Origin of the sequence: Novipirellula rosea (assembly GCF_039541335.1) — a bacterium.
Classification (GTDB): Bacteria; Planctomycetota; Planctomycetia; order Pirellulales; family Pirellulaceae; genus Novipirellula; species Novipirellula rosea.
The window spans coordinates 115178-139525 of record NZ_BAABGA010000017.1 but is presented as its reverse complement, the minus strand read 5'-3'; the positions used below and the strand labels follow the sequence as shown (position 1 = coordinate 139525).

General features: G+C 54.2%; 1 protein-coding gene. It reads left to right on the top strand.

All coding sequences use genetic code 11. From position 1 onward, the window contains the following. Positions 1-697: 697 nt before the first annotated feature. Complete coding sequence (locus ABD971_RS06195) at positions 698-24076, top strand: tandem-95 repeat protein (RefSeq protein WP_345320415.1); 23379 nt, start codon at positions 698-700, stop codon at positions 24074-24076. Positions 24077-24348: the final 272 nt, after the last annotated feature.

Here is a 24348-nt window from a genome sequence, read left to right as displayed (position 1 = left end):
AGAGCGATACCGCAGCGATACCGCTGCGGGACTGCAAAATGAGAAGGGGTAGGCGTCGTCTGGCGTCTGCCCCTTTTTCATTCGGCTTGTCGCATCAGCAACGCGTCGTTGCCGATCGCATTGCAGGTAAGCTTCGGCGTGAGTTCACTTCACCGCAGCTTCCGTCCACGCTCTACCACCCGCACTTTTTTTGTATTCCCGCCCAGCGCGTGTGGGGCATTCTGAGGGTGAGTATTTCTGCCACCGCAGTGGCGTCTTGATCGGGGCTCGAGCGATTTGAAACTCGTTGATTGTCCGTCGTGTGTCATCTTATCCACACACGATTGGGGGATAGGCACGGGACGTCTCGAGCGGCTCGTGATTTGCCGTAAAAAGAAAAGCGAGAAAAGTTTCTAGTTTAAGGGAACTTTCGTGATTTGGCCTGCATCAGCGGCGAGTTGCATGTGAATCAATTACACGTTTTTTTTTAGTTGTAGGAATCAAATGGTGGATTTTTAAACCACCCGATTACTCTATAGTGCACGAAATATGTTGTAATAGTGCTTCATCATCTCGTCTCGAAAAAAGCCCCCCCCGCAATTTTTGATCCTCCGGAAATAGATCTATGACCCTCCGACCTTTTCGCGCGTTTCTCGGAAAAAAAGCCCTTCGTCGATCTTCCCGAAAAAGTCAACTTCATCGCGACCAGTCACGCAAGATGCTGACCCAGCAACTTGAAGATCGTCGTCTGTTGGCGGGGCCCGAATTGATTGCGATTCGGCCGGACGCAGGAGCTCTGTTGCAGTCGGGTGATACGTTGAATGTCGCACCTCGCGAGTTCAATTTGTTGTTCAAGGGAGGCGCGGATCTGAACGAGTCCACGATCAACGCCAATACGGTGCGTTTGGTTCGCAGTGGCGGCGACGGAACGTTCGGCGATGGTAACGAACAACGGATTGCATTGGGGTATGTGGGACTCGACGAACCCGGCAGCACCGATCCCGAAGAGTTGCAGCGGATCGTGTTCCGGACTGCCAGTTCCGCATCGCACAATCCCACCGACGACCTGAGCGATCCCGCGGCCGTTTTGAATTCGTTCCCCGATGACACCTATCGCATCGAGATCATCGGTGCCGGTGCAGCTGTACTGGAGAACAACGCAGGCGAAGCGTTCAATAGCGGCGTCAATTATGCCTTGCCATTTCGGCTCGATCGCGGTGCTCAAGTCGTGGCTGTAGTGCCTCAACCGATTGAGCGGTTGACCAATGGCGATCTGAGTCAGAAAAAGGACACCATCGTTGTTCACTTCGATGGTCAAGCCTTGGATTCGGATGACGCGAACGATCCAAAATTCTTCCGACTCGTCGACACCGCGGGTTCATTGTCGACCGCAGACGACGTCACGCTCGTTCCGGCCACAGCGGCGTACGATAACGCAGCTTCCACGGTAACGTTGACGTTTGATAGCGATATCCCCGAAGGGACGTATCGTTTGGATGTCGGATACTCTGCAGATGGCACAACTGCTAACGGTGGTGCCATTCATGTGGGGTCGTTATTTGCGAATAGCGGTACGATTCAAAGCGGTTACACAAAAGACGGTTTTCTTGGCGATGCGAACGGGCTTAATAATGACGCCAACGACGTAGATCGCTATCGAGTGCAAATCGATGCAACTGGCCAGTTGACGATTAACGCTTCGCCCCATGCAGGTATGGCGCTGACCGTTCGTGTGTTGAGCGCGGATCTGACGACCGTGGTGGCCGCAGCTACCACAGGAGCGGTCGGTGCCGTCGTGAATTCGATGCCGATTCTTGCGGCCGGTGAGTATGTGGTTGAGATTTCCAGTGCATCCGGCACAGGATCTTATGGACTGGAGATTCAATCGAATATCAGTGCCGTGGTGTCCGACGATAATTCTTCGGTTAATAACGCAACGAAGCTGGGCGTGTTAGGTGCCGCAGGCGTGAAAGTCGCCTCGACCATCTCGGCCCAAAACGTGCCGTTGCCGCCTTATCCAGGTAGCCAGGATGAGCCTGGGCATCGTCAAATCCAGCGTGAACAACACATCGGTGCCAGCGGTACAGCGTTGAGCACACCGCAACCCATCACCGTTTTCCGCTACAACTTCCCTGCCAATATTGGCACCGACTCTAACGGGGTTTCGTATCCCAATGAGATCACCGCGCGGGAACGTGAGATTGTTCGTGGGATTTTTGATGTCTTGGCCAGTCAGTCAGGCTATGAATTTATCGAGGTCGATTCTTCGGCACCCAATGCGGGCCTTCGAGTGGGTAAGGGGGATTTGCGAGCTGTTGCTTCTCACCTAAGTCCGACCTCAACTGTGGCTGGAATTTTCACGGGGGGGGCGGTAACGGTAAACAAGTTTGAGTTTCCAGCATTGTCGACTTATGGCGATGGCTTCACCGAAACAATGACGCACGAACTACTGCATGCGTTGGGATTGGGTCATGCATATGAACTGCCGGCGACAATGAGCAAGATTGCGGTGCCAGGACAAGTTTTGCCGGGCGATAACGATATTGTTCACCTGCAGCGAATCGTGCCGCCCAACAGCACCGATATTGATCTTTATCAGTTTCAGTTGAAAGATGCTGGGAAATTTAAAGCGGAAGCCATTGCCGAGCGGCTCAGTAACCCAAGTATGCTCGACAGTGTCCTCACACTCTATCGCCAAACGACTGGCGGCAAGGTCGAGTTGGTTGTCCAGAATGATCATTACTTTGGACATGATGCATTTCTTGAAGTGGACCTTCAGCCCGGCATCTATTTTGTCGGAGTGTCCAGCACTGGCAACGACGATTACGATCCACGCGTTCCTGACAGCGGCAGCGGCGGCACGACTGATGGAGCTTATGAACTAAAGTTATCGTTTGAAGCCAACCGTGGGGACGCAGCGTTACGAGATTCGGATGGCACGCTTATTGACGGCGACGGCGATGGCACTCCCGGCGGTGTCCATTCGTTCTGGTTCCAATCCGCAAGTCCTGGCACCACGATTTTTGTTGATCGTGCGAACGATACGAATCTTTCCGCTCCTGACGGTAACGGTTCGCTACTCGATCCGTTCGATACCATCAGTAGTGCAGTAACGGCAGCAGCGACCCGAATTGTCGTGCCCAAAAACGCACTTGCGGATATCAGCACTGGAGACATCATCACGATTGATGATGGTATCAATCCTGAGTTGACATTGACGTTTGGAACCGTAGGTCTTGATCGGATTGACATCAGTGCGGCCACGACTCCGGAGGACGTCGCGGCGACGATAGCAGCTGCGATCAACAGTGCGAAGTCGGGCGGGCGGTTGAGTGCGGGGGTCACGGTTTCGCAAAACGGGCGAATTGTCCAATTGGCGAATATCGACACGTTAGATGTTGAGAACACACCGGCACTGTTGGCTGCTCCGAACTTGATTCGCATCGTTGGCAACGGTGGACTCGATGGTAATTTGTCGACATTCAACGACAACACGCCCTATTTGATCGGCGAAAACAACTCAGGTGTTGCGTTACGTGACGGGTTGGATTTGATGGTGCCTCAAGGCGCTACGCTAATGATCGATGCCGGTGCGTTGATCAAATTGCGTAAAGCAAATATCGATATTGGTACCTCGTCGATCGGGATTAGTCGAGCTGGATCTGCGATTCAAGTTTTGGGCACACCCGTTAATCCCGTTTACATGCGGTCGTACCATAACGATGCGTTCGGAGGTGACTCCGACGGCATTGGCACTCCCGCGTCCGGTGATTTTGGCGGCATCGTCATCCGAGATGATTCGGACCTCGAAGATCGTGGGATTTTCCTGAGCTACGTCAACCACGCTGATATTAACAATGGGGGTGGTAAGGTTGCCGTGAACTCGCAATCTTTGACATTCACGTCGATTCATATTGTCGATGCGCGACCCACGCTTAGTTTCAATCACATTTCCAATAGTCAGAATGCGGCGATTTCCGCGAGCCCTGATAGTTTCGACGATTCGCTGGACCGAATCGGTCCCGATATCTATGGCAATTTTCTGGCTGATAACCGCATCGACGGGTTATTTGTTCGCGTCGAAATTGCAAGTGGTTCGGTGATCGATCGACTCGACGTTCCGGGACGCTTTGATGATGTCGATATTCCCCACGTTCTTACCCAAAGCTTGATCATTGCGGGCAATCCAGGTGGACCCTTTATTAATGCGGTCGGAGCACGTGATGCGCGTGCCGCAGGACGATTGATGATTGATCCAGGGGTAGTCGTAAAGCTGAGCAATGCGCGTATCGAAGCTGAACGCGGCGCGTCGGCATTGATTGCCGAAGGGACCGAAAACCGGCCTGTCATTTTCACGTCGTTGTTTGATGATCGCTACGGTGGTAGCGGGACATTTGATACCGATGGTAATCCATCCACCGTCGGTGCCCCAGGGAATTGGTCCGGTTTGTTCTTTGGCGAAGTCTCCTTTGGCAGCATCGATCATGCGTTGATCTCGTTCGCAGGGGGTGATTCACCGATCGAAGGCGTGTCGGCTAACTTTAATGCTATCGAGGTGCATCAAGCCGATCTTCGGCTGACGAACAGCGTTTTGAAGGACAATGCCGGAGGAGGCGCTTCGGGCAATCGTTCCGGTCGCGGCCAAAATGCGAATGCCGTGATTTATGTTCGCGGCAGCCAACCAACCATTGTCGACAATACCATCGTCGACAATTCGGGAGCCGCAATCCACATCAATGCAAACTCGCTCAATAGCGAAAACAGGATCGACCATGGTCGCAGCACCGCAGCGGCGGATCGTTACAGCGAGTTTGATGACAACTTTGGTCCTTTGGTGCGTCTGAATCGGCTCGACAATAACAGCACGAATGGAATGTTTGTGCGGGGTGAAATCTTAACCACCGAAGGGATCTGGGACGATACCGATATCGTGCATGTGCTCAACAGCACGATTACGGTCGATAATCATCATCATGTCAGTGGATTGCGTCTGCAAAGTAGCAATTCGGAGAGTTTGGTAATTAAGTTGTTCGGGCCTAGCGCTGGATTTACGGCGACTGGAACGCCGCTCGAGATGATCGATCGAATCGGAGGATCGATTCATGTGCTGGGAACGCCGGGGCATCCCGTCGTCATGACAAGCTTGCGAGACGACAGCGTCGGTGCAGGTTTTGGGACAGATGGTTCGGTAATGACCAACACCAACAACACGCTCAGTCCGTCAACGGGTAGCCCTGGTGACTGGCGTGGCATGGTTTTTGACGAATGGAGCAACGATCGAAATGTTGCCATCATCCGTGAGCGTGAAAATCCGCTTACCGCCGGAAATGGAATTAACGAAAATCGGCCATCGGCACAATTTCTCGGTAATTTGGCGCCCGATGAAAAGAGCGGTGATGAGAACCGCCGCTTAGGATTTGAAGTTCAGGGGTATATCAGCCCGGATGATCCCACTGACGTCGATGTGTATAGTTTCAGTGGGGTCGCCGGAACGGATGTTTGGATCGATGTCGATCGGACCGATTCCGCTTTGGATGCGGTTGTCGAAATCGTCAACGCTAACGGAACCGTACTTGCCCGTTCGGTGCGCTCATCGAATCCAGCCTTTGCTGGGAATTTGAACTCTGCAACGTTGACTCAAAATCCGAATTTGGGTGGCGATTTTTATAGCCACAATTTCCGCGATCCGGGACTTTACTTTCGGTTGCCAGGCGTGCCCGGTAGCGAAGGGGTCTTTTTTGTGCGGGTACGATCCTTACCCGGCAGCAATCCGATCGCCACGCTTGCCGGTGAAAGCAGCGGGCAATACCAGTTGCAAATTCGTACTCAGCAAGAGGATGAATTTCCTGGGTCGACCGTGCAATATTCCGATATCCGCTTCGCTTCCACCGCGATTGATGTTCGCGGTCTTCCCGCACACAGTCCATTGATCGCCGAAGCAGGAGAGCTAGGCGTTGACAACAATGACTTTGCTGAAGCTCAAACACTGGTTAATTTGCTTGAAACAGACATGGCCGCGATTGGCTTGTCTGGCGTTCTTTCTGACAACAATGATATCGATTGGTACCGATTCAAATTGAACCATGTTGGCGTTCAGACGATCTCGGGTGTCAATGATGGTCCGGGAACGGTGTCGGTCGTGCTGGACATGGACTATGCCGACAAAGCAGTTCGTGCGGATACGACTGTGGCGGTCTATAACAATGCAGGACGATTGGTTTATGTCAGTCGCGAATCCAATGTCGATAGCGACCAACCGGTTGGAAGCGATCCGTCGGTCGACGATTTAAGTCGTGGTTCGTTGGGCGACAAAGATCCGTTCATTGGGCCGTTTCATCTTTCGCCTGTTGCTGCGAATCAATACTTTTATGTTGCGGTGATGAGCAATCGGCAATTACCAACCGCGTTGATGGGAGCGTTTCAGGCCGATCCAAGCCAAGCCAATCAATTAATGCGGCTTGAACCGGTCAACTCGGTCACGCGAATCGTCGAAGACCATATCGGCATTAGTGGTTATCGTTCGCAAGGGGTTGGCGTTGTACCGACCGAGGCAGACGGGATTTTTAACGTCACCGACGAAGTCAGTCTCGCTAGCCATGTGATCCCGTTTGACTTATCCGATGTGGTGACCTACGTCTCGACCGATTCAGGATTCGACGCCGTCGATGACAATCTCTACACCGCCAGCATCCTAAAGACTCAGGACTTCCTCACGCGATTGAAACAGAATGTGGGGTCTGGTCGTGATGATCTACAAGACATCGTGATCCGTAGCGATGGTGCGATGTATGGTTATATCCGATTAGAAAATGGTGTCGGGACCGTTGGGCAATTGGTGAAGATCGATCCCACTGATGGTTCGTTCATCTCGGTGCAAAACGATAACATCCCTGGCAATGGCACTACCCCCAATACGAATATCTACACCAACGCCAATCCAGCGGTTTCGGATCAATTAGACCAGTTCACGATTTCGCATGACGTGGATGCCTTTACGTTCGAGCGAACCGGTACCACGGGACCGTCCAGTGCTCCGGTGCCGACCTATAACGTTTATTACTCCGTGCGTGAATCCGATGGTACATCCAAGTTATATCGCGCACGTGAAAACGGAGATGCATCGCCACGAAATGCTGCGGGTGGCCAACCTCGCTACGGATACCTAGGGCATATCCAAAGTACGAATGTGGTGAACGCATCCGAGACTTTTTTAGTGCGTGATTCTGCCAATCCTGTCAATTCCACTACGATCGAATTTCGCTCCAAATTGCCCGGTGATCGTGGGAATGACGTCTCGGTCGTGGTGTCTTATGAGCAAGTGAACAGCGGCGCCGGTGCAACGGTTACAAGTGCATCGAACTCTGCTGCGACAAATCCGGTGGTCAATTTGCGGATTCGCTACACCCGTGACAATAACGGTGCTATCAACGGTGGTCCGACCGCAGGCGATATCGCCGATGTGATTAACAATCATGTGAATGCTCGTGAATTGATCACCGCGGTAATCACCAGTGGTAACACGGGAACGAACGGTCGCAATTTCCTGGCCAATGGTACGGTCGTGACGATTCCGTTGGTAGGCGGAGACGACGGGGCGATTGGGCCGGTTACCGGACGAGTCACAGGACTTTCTTTCGACAATTTCCTCAGTAACGGCAATCTCTTTGGCGTTACCAATGCAGGGGAATTCCTTGAGATCAACCCCGACAACGGCTTGGTGATCAATCGCAGGGAAGTCTTTAATTCCGCTGGAAATCCGTTTAGCTTCCAAGGACTCGCACTCGGCCCTCAAAACGTCAACGACGGTGCCTACGCTAATACGCTGTTTGCTGTTACCAGCAGTGGTGAGGTGGTTGCGCTCGATTCCAGCGGGAATCCTGTTTACGCGTTTGAATCGGACAACGGCACTCAACTCGTGACCGTGGGAGGTGCGCCGTCGGGTGATAGTTTCTTTACGTTGACCTTTGATAACGGAGTGACGCGTCAGACGACCGAGCCTATTAAAGCGGATGCACCTTACACCGCTAGTGTGAACGAAGAACAGACGATTTCGACGGATGCCTACTCGGGTAACTTCACGTTGTCGTTCGAGAAGGATCAGGGTGCCGTCAGCGCTCTATTGCAACCCATTCTGACAGCACCTGTCGCAGGAACGTCCCAGACGATTCAAGTACAAAACGTTTCGGATCAACCGTTCACCGAGCAGTGGCCAGCGACACCGTTTGTGATCCAGATTCAAAACGAGCAGATGTTGGTGACCTCGCGTGTCGGGAATTCGTTCACCGTGACACGCGGGATTCATAATACGACTCCGACGACGCACCCTGATACCGCGACGGTTGCTGAAGTAACGACGTCGCTGTTGACAACCGCGATGTCGGCGACCGCAAGTTCCGCGTTGACGGTAACCGACCTTCTGAGCGCCAGTAGTAATCTGACATTCAGTTCACCACTGGCTCTCGATATCAGTCCGACGGCACTCTTTCTCGAAGTCGATGACGCCAGTGTTTTCCCTGCCGCGCCATTCCCGATTCGGGTTGGCGGCGAGGACATGTTGGTCAGCGCCGTGGATTTGGTCAATAACGAATTTATGATCTCACGCGCTGAAAATGGGACGACCGCTGCAACGCATCTTGCAGGGAGTCAAGTTCAGGTGATTCCGGTAGCCGGGGCACCCGTAGTCGGGCTTGATAACAATCCGGCAAGCACGACGCTGCGAGTCGTCGATGCCTCGATTTATCCGAATACAAATTTCTCGATTCTTATTGGTGGAGAAGAGCTCGAGGTGACTGGGGTTGATTTGGTCACGAACGAGTTGACGGTCATCCGGGCTCAAAACGGAACTACGATTGCTAACCACAACATTGGGACTCAAGTGCGTGTGTTGCCGGATGCAATCAGCACGACGGGAGCTAGCATCACCGCTTCTGCCACCACAATCGAAGTGATCGATGCAGACATTTTCCCGACCTCTCTTCCCTTCAAGATTCAAATCGAGAATGAAGAGTTGTTAGTTACTAATGTTAACGCAACTCTGAATCGGCTAACGGTGACGCGCGCTCAGAACGGTACGGTGGCGGTCGCACATGATCTTGGTAGCCCCGTTCGTGTGATTCCCGTTTTTGGGACGGGATTCGTTGGTATTGACAATCTCTCGACAACGCTCAGTGTGGTGGATGCTTCGGAATTCCCCCCTGCACCGTTTAGCATTCGCATTGATGACGAAGTGATGTTCGTTACCGCGGTGGACCTCGTTGTTGACCAACTAACCGTGTCGCGTGCTGAGCTCGGCACCTCGGCAACATCGCACCAAATTGGCAGTTTGGTCGAAGTGTTGACGCCAAGTTCGAGTGCGCTGACTGCGCCAATTGCTGCCAGCCCGTTAGCGACGAGTTTGCAGGTGTTCGACGGTTCCGTATTCCCGGCGACTCCGTTTACGATTCGAGTCGACCGTGAAGAGATGCTGGTTACCAATGTCAACACGGGCACAAACACGTTGACAGTGGTGCGAGGTCGCAATGGAACTGCGATCGACATTCACTACGATCCGCAAGTGGCTACGGTCGTCAGCGACACGCTGACGGTGGAAACGGATGCGCCGTTCCCGACCACGGGCTCGTTCAATATTCGCATCGGCAATGAAGATCTTCGAGTTGTCAGCCGGACGGGCAATCAATTCAATGTGATTCGCGCAATCAACGGGACCGAACGTGTACCTCACAACGCGGACGAAGTTGTTCGGTACATCGAAACCACCGCGCCGATCGCCTACAACGCCACGGCCGCGCAGGTTGCCGCGGCACTTGGCGGGCTGCCGTCGATTGCATCCGGTGATATCACCGTGTCGATCTATGATGGGCCGCTGACCGGCGACACGAGTGGAACGGTTACGATCGAGTTCAGCAATAACTTGGGTAAGAAGGACTTGTTGGAGCTGACGTCGGACACCTCGGGCTTGATGAAAAACGAGGTGCAATCGGTCACGCTAGATTCGTTGATTGTCGGCGGCACATTCCAACTTGAATACGATGGTGAAAACACTGGCGATCTCGATTTCAATGCGACTCCTGCGGTGATTCAAGCTGAGCTTGAATTGCTTCCCAACATCGGTCCCGGCAATGTGGTTGTCACGGGCGGACCACTTCCGGGATCTCCGATTCAAATTGAATTCACCAATACGCTTGGCAACCAGAACATTTTGCCACAGATCACCGTCGTCAATGACAACCTCGTTAATAACGAACGTCAACAATTGTCGATCAGTGGCGGACCGACCGGAGGAACGTTCACACTCGACGTTCCAGGCTATGGCACGACCTCGAATATTGCCTGGAATGCCAATGCCGCGGCAGTACGGACGGCACTTGAAGGTATCGGTAGTATCGGCGTAGGAAATGTGACCGTCACCGGTGGCGGGAACCTGCCAGGCGCCACCTTTACGATCGAGTTCAATGGGGCACTTGAGGATACCAATATTGGTAATATCACCAGCGGCACCGCGTTTACGGGTGGAACCAATCCAAATGTCGTCATCACTCAAATCATTAATGGTAACTCGATCCAGGCTTCGACGGATACCGTCATTAACGGAGGTCCCGTATCGGTTTCGCACGTCACCGACGTCGACGGCGTGCTGAGTGTTCGGGACGCAATCGTGGGATTGTCCACCATTGGAGACAATGACGTTCTTGTCAGCGGCGATCTGCAAGGCGCCGGCGTCGTGGTTCAGTTCACGAACGCCTTGGGGGGCGCCGATCAGATATTAATGGAGGTGGACAATTTCCAAATGAGTGGCGGAACCGCCAACGTGACCGTCGATGGTATTAAAGGCGATGGGGTGCCGGATGACTTTGTCAGTCGCGTCACTGCGATGGCAGGAACTCCGACCGGAATTGCGTTTTCACCATTGGATTTCAACCTTTGGCACCCCACGACCAAACGGGCTGACGATGCCGGTCACGGCGTGAACAACGCTAACGACAATAGCCGGAACCCAGGAAATGAAGCGTATACGATTTCGAACCCTGGCGATGCGGCAGACGATCGCGACGTCAACGAAGCCAATGGTGGATTAAGTTTCCATTTTGGATTTGAACAATGGGTTCAAGATCCCACCAGGAACAGCGATAGCTACATCAACTATCGTGCGGGAACGAACGCACAATTAGGCATTCGCACGACGGTCCAGCACGCCGACCTTAGCAGCAACACCGACATCCGCAACTCCTACAACTTCCCTGGGGGTGGACTGGGAAGTTTGGTTTCAAGTGATTTTTCACTTGCGGGCGCGGACGCGAAGGATCGGCCCACGCTGTACTTCAATTACTTCTTGGAAACCGAAAACGACGACGGCTCAAGCAATAACAATGACGGCACCGATCCGTTCCGTGATAGTGCACGCGTCTTTGCATCCCGCGACGGCGGTGTTACCTGGGAATTGGTGGCAACCAATAACTCAGAGCTGAGTGCGGCGAATACGAGCGGACCTTTTGCCGAGTTGCCTGGCTTCCTTTCGCATTTGTCGGATGCCGGATTGAACGCCCAAGCAGCACGTGCCGAGAATCATCAAATCGTTCAAGAGCTATTTGATAATTCCGGGAATTGGCGTCAGGCGCGGGTTGATATGTCAACCTTTGCCGGTGAACCGAATATTCAGATTCGAGTTGACTTTAGTACTGCCGGAGCAATGGACGATTCGTCGCTTGGCGGAACCGATTCGACCTTTGGCGAATTCAAGAACGGAACCCGATCGATCCGTAGTCAGGACAACCAATACGAAGGGTTCTACATTGACGATATCATCGTCGGTTTCGCGGAACGGGGCGAAATGGTAACCGGACCCGCGGGTAACACCGATCGTGGCATCACGAATCTCGATAGCGGTCGAACCAACGATAACAACCCAACTGCTCTACCTGATATTTTGTCGGGGCCTTATCAGCTAGAGATCCGGCGAGCCGGTGAATACGCATTCTTGCGTGATGCGACAGCCGCGCCTGTTATCATCGGCACCACGTTTGATACCAATGACAACCACACGCTCGATGTCGTATCGACCGCGACCACGGCGTTTGAGCCTGCCGACGGAAGCTTCATGTGGACGCCCACAGCGATCGAAATCCAAGGTCAGGCGATCCCGGCGATCGCAATTTCGCCTTGGGCACCGTCGACGGACCAGCCCTTTACTGGCACGCAGAGTTTGAAGTCAGGTTCGCTGAGCGTGCGGCCGCTAAGCGTTTATCAGGCGACTCCGCTCGAGTTGGGCGGCGTTGGAGCCGGCGCCGGTGTGATTCAATTTGCATACCGCACGTCGAGTCCCAATGGCGATAACGGTCTGCGATTTTTGATCAATGGTCGTCCCCAAGCGTTATTGCCAACCGGAGGCGATGAGTCCGGTGGCAACGCTGACACTTCGTTTGCAACCGGTGACGCCGGCTATCGTGTCGTCAGTTTCCCGTTCACGGATCCAGCGAATACGGTTTTCAGTTGGGTGTTTGCGTCCTCTGATGGTACCCCCGTCAATTCGGCAACCGACGCGGCGTTTATCGACGATATTCAGGTTTTGCAGGGCGGAACCGGACTGCTGGGGGACGAAAACCGCGAGCGAGCTCAGGGCATGTTCATTGTCGACTCTAACGTGATCCGTGACTCAGGAACGCTCGGTATTAATGTTCAACCGGGGACCGAACAAGTCAGTGGTGGAATGCCACACCCCGGTTCGACCATCCATTTCCCTCAAGTGGACCGACTTTTCCCGGCCGTCGATTCCAACCGTTTGGTTCCGGGAATCGTGGTTCAAAATAATGTCATCGTGGGCGATTCCGCGATTCGGTTCGCCGGTGAAGCAAATGTCAATCCCACTCGTCCCGTCCCGTTCGGCCGGTTTGTCAATAACACCCTTGTTGGCGATGGTAGCGGCGGGATCGGGTTCGATATTGCCGACAATTCAAGTCCGACTTTGATGAATAACATCATTACGGACTTTGGCACAGGGATTCGAAGTACCACAGCTCAGCCTGTCGTGATTCGTTCAAACTATTTCCAAGACAATGGAACCAACGGGCCAACCGGAACAGATGCCATCGTTCAAGCTGCGGGAACGCCGTTGTTCGTGGATGCTGCCAATGACAATTACTACCTCGTTGGCACCTCGTTAGCGCTCGACAGCTCGCTGAACCAGCTTGAAGACCGGTTTGACTATGTCACGTTCAAAACCGAGCTCGGAATTGCCATCTCAACCATCGATGCGCCAAGTTTGGATGTTTTTGGTCAGTTGCGTATCAACTCGTCCAATAATCCTGGCGGAGGTGGTTCCAATGTGTTTGTCGACCGCGGTGCGGTCGATCGCTCGGACCTCGAACAGCCCTTTGTCGTGCTCCTAGACCCGATCGATTATGCCAACACGCTTCGTGAGGACCGTGACCCCAACCTCACCGTGGTGCATCTAAATAATCCCATTGTGGATTCGTTTGTGTTCTTGCTGAATGACGGTGCGGGGCCGAACGCACCGTTTGAAGGGACGGGAATTAATCCAGCCTCGGTCAATCCATCGACCATTACCGTTCGTCGGAACAACATCACGTTGACTGAAGGTGTTGACTTTACGCTTGGCTACAACGCGTTGACGGGTGAGTTGCGGCTGACGCCATTTTCGAATCTGTGGGAACCTGCAGGCGTTTACGAGATCACATTCGACAACAATGTGATCGCCGATAACGCGGGCAATGCGTTGCGCGACAATCAAGCCGATGGGACGACGAAGTTCACCATCATTCTGCCCGAAGTGCCTTTGGACTTCGGCGATGCCAAACTAGCCGGCAGCGCCAATGTGTATGGCACGCTGCTGGCGAATAACGCTGCTCGTCACGCGATCATCAACAATGCATCGCCACGACTGGGTAGTTATGTCGACTCTGAAAATGACTCGGCGCTGCTCACCGGCGGGATGGATGATGCGCCGGCGACCGTGGTCGCAACTTCGCCAAGTGCGTCAGCGATCTTCGATATCCAAACGCATGCCACGGCAACCGGCGGCACGATCATCCGCATCGATTCGCTTGCCAACCCGCCATCCGCTGGGGATGTTGTCTCGATCGATATCGGACGCGTTGCCAAACAGTTCGAACTGGTTCCGGCGGGCATCGCTCCGGGGGTCGGAAATATTCCGGTGCGGTTTGCGGCAACCGATACCGCAGATTTGATCGCTGCGAAGCTGATCGCCAAAATCAATGCGGAAATGAACGCTGCTGGCGATTCCTTGGTTGTGCAAGCGGTTGCGGGAAGTCCTGATACGATCGAGATCTTCAATCGTGATGACGAAGACGGTGTGAACGTCGGTGTCTATAACGACGGCACCACTGATTTCATCGTGTTCCTGAAGCCAGGAGTCACTGGCACGACGACCAATAAGGACGACATTCTCGGTTTCTTGAATCCTCAAGATCCAGCCGGCGCTCAGATTCCGGTCAGCGTTACCGGCACGGGGTACGTTAGCGCTTGGATTGACTTTGATGGAAACGGCGTGTTCCATCCAACGTTGGAAAAAGTGATTGACAATGTTTTGGTCACTGACGCGACGAATCCGACCATCTTTAACGTCAAAACACCGGCCGGTACGACCGACAAACGGACTTGGGCTCGCTTCCGAATTTCACCCGAAGGCGGATTGCAGCCAACCGGGTTGGCCGTCGGCGGGGAAGTCGAAGATTATGAAGTACAGATTCTCAACGCCCCTCTGCCTGTGCCTGTCGATGACCCAGCATCGCCATCGACGCACTATACGATCAACGAAGATGGCACGCTCGATACCAATGATGCACCCGATGTCATTCCATCGGTACTCGATAACGACGTAATCAGTCCTCTGGTCATCACGCCCGTGACCGTGTTGCTGGGGCAAAATGTTTCCAATGGTACTTTGGTGCTCGATTCGGCGACCGGTGACTTTACTTACACACCGCTGCCTGACTTTGTTGGAATCGATACCTTCACTTATCGATTGGCGACGCAGCAAAGTGCGATCGATTCGATGCTGTCATCGACTTTGTTTGCGACGGTGACAATCGAGGTCCAACCGGTCAACGATGCTCCGCGAGCAGCCGATCAAACGATCGTGATGCTCGAAGATACACCTCGAACCGTGCTTGAGTCTGAATTGTTGGCCAACGCGACGGCCGACGCTTCGCCTTCGTACCCTGTGGTGACGCCGACAGCGCCTTGGGACGAATCGGACCAAGTGTTGCATGTTGTGTCGCTGCATGTCGGCGGCACTACGATCGATTCCACCACGCCGGTCGGTGATTTTCCGATCGCCACGTCGCGAGGACAAATCTTGTCTGCGACGTTTGATACCTCCGATCCGGCAAATATCTTCTTGGTCAGTTTCGAGTACCAAGCTAACCAAGATCTCAATCGCGATAACTTGCGTTTAGTAGGCGATCCGCACATCTTGGATGAGATTACGTACACGATCAGCGATGATGGCAAATCCGATGACCCGAACGTCTTGACGGACGGTGGTGCCGATGACGAGATTGGTGTTTTCGACGCTGTCAACGGTCGCTTGACCCATACCGCCAAGATTTCATTTGACGTTCGGCCTGAGAATGATGATCCGATTGCCAATGATGATGCGATCGACAAGAGTTCCACGCGGTGGTTGTCGTACTGGGCAGGACTGGGGCAACCGGTTCCGGTTCCTACCGAGGATCAATCACTCACCATTCCGATTGACTTCCTGCTCTCTAACGACGTCAATGCGCGTGCGAGTGCAGCAGATGAAAATGCCAATCTGAACGATGGTTCGTTGACGATACCCGATCCAGGCACGGTTCTGACGACTGCACTTGGCGGCACGGTCACGTTCAACAATGACGGCACGTTCACCTACCGCGCGCCCGATCATTACTACGGCGAAGATACGTTTACCTACACTGCACAAGATGTGGGGATCAACGAAGACATCAATGGTCTCCGTTCGCTTACCCCGCTGACGGACACTGCGGTAGTAACGATTTTTGTCGAACCTACGAACGACAATCCGATTGCGTTCCCACGTGAATTGTTGGTCGACGAAGTGGTCGAACTGAATTCCGATGGTACCCCCACCGGAATCAATCGCAAAGTCGCGTTTGACGCAGAATTCCTGCTGCAAATGTCCGGTGTCAATCCAGTATTGCCAGGCAATGATGATCCAACGTTAATCGATCCTTACAACGAATCGAATCAAGCTTTGCGGGTGGTCGCATTCACCGATGCTGATGAATCGATTGACGTTCTAACGGACCTCGCTGGCAGCGGCGGAACAGGAACTTTGACGATGACGACTCCGAGCGGAGGTGTCTTGTCGTTCAACTTTACCGCCGGAGCCTTTGTCGATGGTTACTACGAGCCAGCGGTCGATTACAACGGGTTGGTTCCCCACGAAGCCGATCCGGCGAATCCGCTCGAGTTCTTTAACTACGTCGTTTCGGATGATGGGACGGTGTTGTTGCCGCCAAACGTTCCGTATCTACCAAATCTTGGCGAAGCTCGATCCTTACCGACCCGTGTTTCGTTGAGCGTTTCGGCATTCAACGATTCGCCCTTTATCCCGGACTTTGATACTTCGACCACGACGGTGGATGGGACGAATGTCAGTTACAATGCCAATTCGATCACCTTCAATGAGCGTGAACAGTCCGATGCACCCTCGTTGACGTTTGACTTGTATGCCGCGGCTGGCGTCGAGATCAAACCGGGGCCGCTAACGGCACTCGATGAACTCGCATCGCAGAGTCTTGTCAGTATCGTCGTGCAGCCCGCACTTGATCTGGGAGGCAACTCGCTGGTGCCTGCCGGATTGATGAGCTCCGATCCGCTGCTGACAGCCACGGGAGACATTACGATCTCGCCGGTCGCCGATGCGTTTGGCGTGGCAGTCTACGACATTATCGTCACCGATAGTGGATCCAATGTGGCTCCGAATAATGCGGTTTCGATTCGCAAGTTGACCATTTCGATCAATCCTGTGAATGACCAACCGGTCGCTCAGGATCAGGAGTTTAGTGTCGATGAGGCAATCGAGGACGCGGGTGAATCGACAAGCGACGCTGCGTTTAAGATTCATTTTGATGCCGCTTCGCTGATGGCGGGAAGTTTGCCGGGACAATTTGATTTGGCACTCGGCACGCCTTACAACGAAGATGATCAAACCTTTGATGTCGTGCGTTTCATCGTTCCAAGCCCGAATCCTGGCGATGCGGATGTGATCGTCAACGACGTTTCCGACCCGGTCGGTACCGCGATCGTTCCGGTAACGACGCGCAACGGCGGACTGCTGCAATTCAGCTTCGTCAACGGTATCTTCACCGAAGGCACCTACACGCCTGCGGTCGATTACAACGAGCAAGCTGAATTCGATGTTTCCCCGAACTTCATCAACGAAGTCTTCCAATTCATCATTCGTGACAACGACGGTGCGGGAACATCCGTTCCTGGATCGACAACCATCGTCGATTTGCCAAGCAAGTTCTCGGAACCTGCGACGGTGACCTTGAAGGTCAACCAACGTAATGACAATCCGTTCGTCCCTGCTTTTGACAATCTGCCGATTCATGTTGCTGAGATCGAACCGACCGACGCACCAACGATCACCTTGGATCTGTTCAATAATCCAGCCTCGGTGATCCTGCCAGGCCGCGTCACGGCACTGGACGAATTAGCACAGCAAGGGCTAACGATCACCTTGGTTCCGGTCAGCGTGCCCGGCAATATCGTTCCTGGCGCTGATAGCTTGATGGCGGCAACGCCTGTGCTGCAAGCCGACGGAACGTTGACGATTACACCCACGCCCGAGGCATTCGGGGTGGCGGTTTACGACGTGGTGGTGACCGATACCGGAGGCACTTCGCCGGCGAATCAACAAACGATTCGCCGATTGACGATCACAATCGATCCGGTCAATGACGCCCCCGTGGCGGCGGACCAGGTGTTTGCACCTGTGGATGAGTCGATTGAACGAGACGAGTTTGGAAATCTGGTCTCGCCGTTTCCGACGACTGTGGTGACGTTCGACAAGGATCGCTTGTTGCAAAACGCGGTCGAGGGGCAATTCGCAAGCTCATTGAACCCGCTGTTCAACGAGAGCGAACAAGAATTGGATGTCGTGCGGTTCGAAATGGTCGGTGCCGGCGGCGCAAGCATCGTCATCGATGGGGCGACATTGACGCAAGCCGAGCAAACGATCACCCGCGTGTCTAGCGGCGGCGGAACCTTTGCCTTCACGTTCAAGGATCAAGTGTTCGTTAGCGGCAGCTTTACACCGTCGGTGGACTACAACCAACGCACGCCGTTCTCGCCGACGGAACAATTCAAGTTTGTCATCCAAGATCGTGGCAATGTCACGGTTCCCGGTGCGAATCCGGCTCGCAGCGAAGATCTCGGTACGCTGCGATCGGCTGCGGTGACGGCAACGTTCCAAGTGTTGGATAAGAATGATCCGCCAATTTTCACGATGGCTGGCGAAGTAAATCATTCGGCTCAAGTCAACGTGACGGAGGACCAAAACGGATTGGGAACACCGGTTGTAGTGTCAGGATTCGTCTCGGACGTCTTCGCCGGCCCCGTGACCGCGTTGGATGAAAACAGTGCCGTGCACGGTCAATCGGTCATCTTCGAATCGTTAGTCCTGGTGGGAACCGATCACGGGATCTTCTCTCAAACCCCGACCTTGTCGGCGACGACGGGTGATTTGACGTTGTTCCCGAATCCGCATGCCTACGGAACTCAGGTTTACCTGGTCACGGCAAATGACCAAGCACCCGAAGGCGCGGCGCGGTTGACCAAGACGATTACCATCAATGTCGCACCGGTCAACGATACTCCGGTTACTTATCCTCGCTCGTTCACTGAAATCGAAGCAGTGGAACTCGATAAGTTCGGCGATCCGCTTGATCCGGCTGTCGAAATCGACTTTGATGCCGCAGGGCTGATCAACGGCGACAGTACGCTATCGGAAATCCCAGCGACCGCGGGCGATTTCGCTTCCTCGGTGCCCGCGCCATTTAACGAGATCGAGCAAACGCTTCGTGTCGTCCAGTTCTTGATCGAAGACCCGGTGACGGGGGGGACCATCACGATTGATGGAAGTTTGTTCAAGGGACAAACCGTCACTCAGCTGACTGTCACCGGCGGTGAACTCGAGTTCAGCTTCGATGCGAATGGATTCTTTACAACCGGCAAGTATCGTCCCGCAGTGGACTATAACCGATTGACTCCGTTTGATCCGACCGACGTCTTGCAATACGTGGTCGAAGACGACGGGCGAACCACGGTTCCCGGCGGTCCAGCGAGTCCGATTTTCTTGACACCCGAGCGATCACTGCCATCGAGCATGACGTTCCGGCTGATTGAAAACAACGATCCGCCTGTGTTCGTGATGCCATCGCAGATCACGATTCTTGAAGACCAAGCGAGTGATCATGCTCCGATCAGCCAAGATAACTTTGTCACGGGAATCGCTCCGGGACCTGGGACTGCACTGGATGAAGTGGGGCAATCGGTTACGTTCAGTTTGCAGTTGTTGTCGACCGACGTTGGCTTGTTCAGTGCGACTCCGACCATCTCGCCGACTGGTCGGTTGACGTTGTTGCCAAACCCAGATGCTTTCGGCACTCAGGTCTACCTGGTGACCGCATCGGATAATGCGCCCGGCGGAACGGCCAAGATCTCGGTGCAAACGTTGACGGTGAACGTGACTCCGGTCAACGATGTTCCGCGGGCAGCCGACCAAACACTTGATTTGGTGACCGAAGCGGTTGAACGCGACAGCGATGGCAACCTGCTAAGCCCGTTGCCAGTGGCGAGTATGACATTCGACAAGACGCAATTGCTGCGAAACGCGGTCGAGGGAGTGTTTGATGCTGCGATCAATCCGAGTTTCAACGAAAGTGAACAGGAATTGCGTGTCGTTGCCTTCCGTGTCCCTGGGGCACCGATGCTGGTGGACGGATCGATTGACGAACCGGGACTTACCGGTGGCAATGGAACGGTGACACGTACCACTTTGACCAACGCAACGCTGACCTTTACCTTCGTCAACGGCGAATTTGTCAGCGGAACTTACACGCCGAGCGTCGATTACAACCGTCGTTCGCCGTTTGCCGCGAATGATCAATTCGAATTCATGATCGAAGACCGTGGTGCGGTAACGATCCCTGGTTCGAATCCGTTGGTGACTCAGGACACGGGTTCACTGCGATCGGCATACGCCAACGCGACGATCACGACGATTGAGCAAAATGATCCTCCTGAGTTCGACTTCTTGCCAGTGGTCAATGTGCTTGAACGCGATGACAACGGTGAGACGGTTGTGCCCGATTGGGCGAAAAACATCCAAGCCGGGCCGTCAACCGCACTGGACGAATTGCAACGAGAATCGGTGCAGTTTACCTTCGTGCCGGGGTTGTCAAGCGTGCCACAAGGTTTGTTCCGATTGCCGCCAAAGGTTGCCAACAACGGTGCCTTGTCGGTGTTCCCTGCACCCGATGCGGTCGGTACCGCCACGATTGTGATCGAGGCGACGGACCTCGATCCATCGACGCCTGGTTTCGTGCCGGCGTCCCACTTTGTGACCTTCACGTTGAATGTGCAGCCGGTTAACGATGCCCCGCGGCTGAACCTCGCTGTCGTTAACACAGCGGGCGTCTCGAATTCCGATCCCGACTTGGCCTACTCCGTGTCGACCGATGGCACGATCACGTACACGCTGCGTGAAGACAACACCCAGCCCGGTGGCAACGCGTCGACTGCGTACTTTATTCCGCTTGTGCAAGGTGCCGTGAATCCGCCTAACGGATTTGCTGCACTGGGGCTGCTCGATGTCTTCAATGTCGGCCCGGATAACGAGGCCAGTGGAGCACCGGGCGGATCACAGGTTCTGCAGCTTGCGAGTTTCCCACGATCGACTCAGCGTGGTGGAACCTTGACCGAAGTGTTCCAAGGCGGCCAACGTGTTGGACTAAATTATGTTCCGCCGACGAACTACAACTCGGCGATCGGAGCCGATGATGGGTTCACCTATTCAGTGAACGACAACTCGATTGTCAATGGAGATCCGACTGCCGGTGAAACGTATTCGTTGTCGCAAGGGACGCTATTCGAAGATCCGCGAGCGGTCGTCAACCGAGTCCGTTTGCGAATGAGTCCCGTTAACGATCGGCCAGAATTCGAAACGGCGTCGCTAAGTGTCGAGTCGGCTGAAGATGCCGGGGTGACACTGAAGAATGCTTTCGCCTTTAACATCAGTGCAGGGCCTCGGTCCACTGCAACCGATGAATCGGCTCAAACGCTTGCCTTTGATGTCCAACCGATTGGGTTTGATGCCAATGCGTTCTTTACAACGGTGCCCACGATCTCGCCCACAGGACGTTTGACATACCAGTCGGCTCCGGACGTGTTTGGTGAATTCAAGTTTACGGTCATGTTGTCCGACAATGGACCCACCGATACCGCAACCCGCGGCGATTTGTTCCAAAGCGTGCCAGTCACGATGACCATCAACGTACGACCGGTCAACGATGCTCCGGTGAAGGTCAGCAACGCTCCGAATTTGACTTATGTTGTTGGCGAAGACGGTTCGGTAGTCATCCCGTTTGTTGGCAATGCGGCCGACCAGCCTGGTTTGTTGGACTTTTTCCGGGTCGGTCCCGATAACGAAACGTCGACACTTGTCGGTGGTGGCCAAACCATTGATGTGGCTTCGCCCTATCCAGCGACTTCCGATGGTGGCGGTACGATCACTCCGGTGCTCAACGCAGCCAACGAGGTGATCGGACTTCGTTACACCCCGACATTGAATTTCGCCGGAACGGACAAGTTTACTTACACGATCTCGGATGATGGAGTCACCGTCGCTTTGGGGGCCGGTGGCGTCGCTACCAATGACTTCAAATCGGTCACCAACCAGGTCACGATCGGAGTCAGTGGCGTCAACGATCCACCGCAATTCAACGGTGCCGATGATGTCGACTCGGTCGAAGATCAAGGCCCCGTGGTCGTTCCGAACTGGGCGACCGGCGTTCAAGCCGGCCCGGATGAAGCGACCGACGAATTGCTAGGCGATGGCACAAACCCGGCTCAAAACGTGTCGTTTGTACTCAACCAGATCAGCGGCAGTGCCTCGTTGTTCGCGGTCCCACCGACCGTCACGATCACGGGCAATACGGCGAGCTTGTCGTACACCACGGCAGCAGACGCCAACGGAGATGCCACGTTTGAAGTCACGCTGCAAGATAATGGCGATCCGACCGACGCTTCGGTGGGGCACAACAATGAATCCGTGACCCAGACGTTTACGATTCGTGTCGCAGCGGTCAACGATGTGCCGACCTTTACCGCCGGTGCCGTAGTCGATGTCGATGAGGACAGTGATCCGTACTCGCAAGTATGGGCCACCAACATTTCGCCAGGACCGGCGGATGAATCGGGTCAATCGGTGCGTTTCGAAGTGACCGTTCCCACCGCTTCGTTGGGACTGTTCGAAACGTTGCCAACGATTGACGCTGGCGGAGTGCTGCAGTTCAAACCTGCGAAAGACGCCAGCGGGTTTGCGGATCTTCAGGTGCGTGCGATCGATTCGCTTGACGCGGTGTCCGCAGTGGCAAACTTGCGAATCAATATCGATGAAGTGAACGATAAACCGATCGCGGTTACCGATAATCTCGATGCCGATGAGGATGCGGTTGTCGTGATCGACAGTATTGATTTGACAAGCAACGATGTGGATCCGGATCTGGCTTCGAATCCATTGGAATCGTTGACGGTCGTGTTGCCGGCAAGTTCCACCACACAACGGGGAGCTCGTTTGACCTACAACCCTGTCAATGGACAGATCACTTACGATCCAACGCTTGCGGTTGAATTGCAACGTTTGAAGCCGGGCGATGTCCTGATCGATACGTTCTTGTACTCGGTCAAGGATGCCAGTGGCATTGAAAGCGATCCGGTCGAAGTCACGGTCACGGTTCAAGGTATCAATGATGCTCCGGTTTTGAATCCTGATACCGTCATCATCAATGCGAACGGGCCAACCCGCTTCCGCCCGCAGGATAACGATACGGATGTCGACGGTACGATCGTGGCGACCAGCATCGTGATTACCTCGCAACCGAAGTCGGGCGCGTTGTCGGTCGAAGAGGATGGAACGCTCGTCTACACGCCGTTTGCCAGTTTCGATGGTCAGGATGAATTCCGATACACCGTCGCAGACAATTTGGGACAACAGAGCAAGCAAGCGACGGTCATCATCACGACGAGCCGATTGCCAATCGTGCCCGACTTTGATGATGTCGTGGCAACGTCCAAGGACACCACGATCGTGAATGTCGGGGCGGCCGCGACACCGGTCGAAGGCCAGCTTGATTTGACCAGTCTGAATATCATCTCGGGACCCGCCAACGGTACCGCGACGGCCAACCCGGATGGAACCATCTCGTACAAGGCCAACGTGGGACATCTTGGCCCCGATTCGCTGCAGGTTACGATCACCGATTCGGCTGGACGTGTGAGTGAACCGGCGACGATCCATTTCAACGTGGTCGCGTTCCGATTGCAAAATCCGAATCCGACTCGTTTCAATGACGTCAACGCCAGCGGCACGGTGACGACACTTGATGCGTTGTTGATCATTAACCGCATCGGACTGGCTCCGAACAATACGTCTAGCATTCCGGTTACCGCAGCAGATCGTGGTCCGGCGTACTATGACGTGAATGGTGACGATATCATTTCGGCACTCGATGCATTGCAGGTGATCAATCAGTTGTCGTTGCAGGGGCCACAAGCCAGTAGCGAAGGCTCGGATCGCCAGGGATCGGGAGAAGCGATTCCTCAGCTTTCGCCATTGGCGCAGTCTGCGGTTTCGCAATCAACGACGCTGCATGTTTCAGAACCGGTTCACGAAATCGAGACGCCCACCAAGGTGGTGGACACTTCGATGCCAAGCACCGAGCCAAAGGACTTCTTGGATTTGATTGCCGAGAGTCATGAAACGTCCGAAGGCGAAGAAAGTGAAGATCGCTTGGGTGCGGTGGACGAAGCCTTTGCGAATCTGCTGTAAGGCCAGAATGGCGTTCCACCACGGTCGCCTCTCAAGTCGCCCGACGTCTCCGACGTCGGCATGCTGTTTTCGTCCGACGTCTTGAGACGTCGGACGGATCGGTGGCTGTTAGGGGGGATCAAGTTGGATGCAAGCATACCGATGCCGGCGACATGCGGCGTCGTTGAGTTGGCGTGTCCATGTGAAGACCACCGCCGCATCGGTGCGGGATCATCAGCGATAACGATCCGGTTTTGACGATTAGGTCAACTGTGCGTAGGGGAATGCCGATA

Coding starts and splice junctions, on each gene's coding strand:
- ABD971_RS06195 (WP_345320415.1), top strand. CDS start 698: ATGCTGACCCAGCAACTTGAAGATCGTCGTCTGTTGGCGGGGCCCGAA.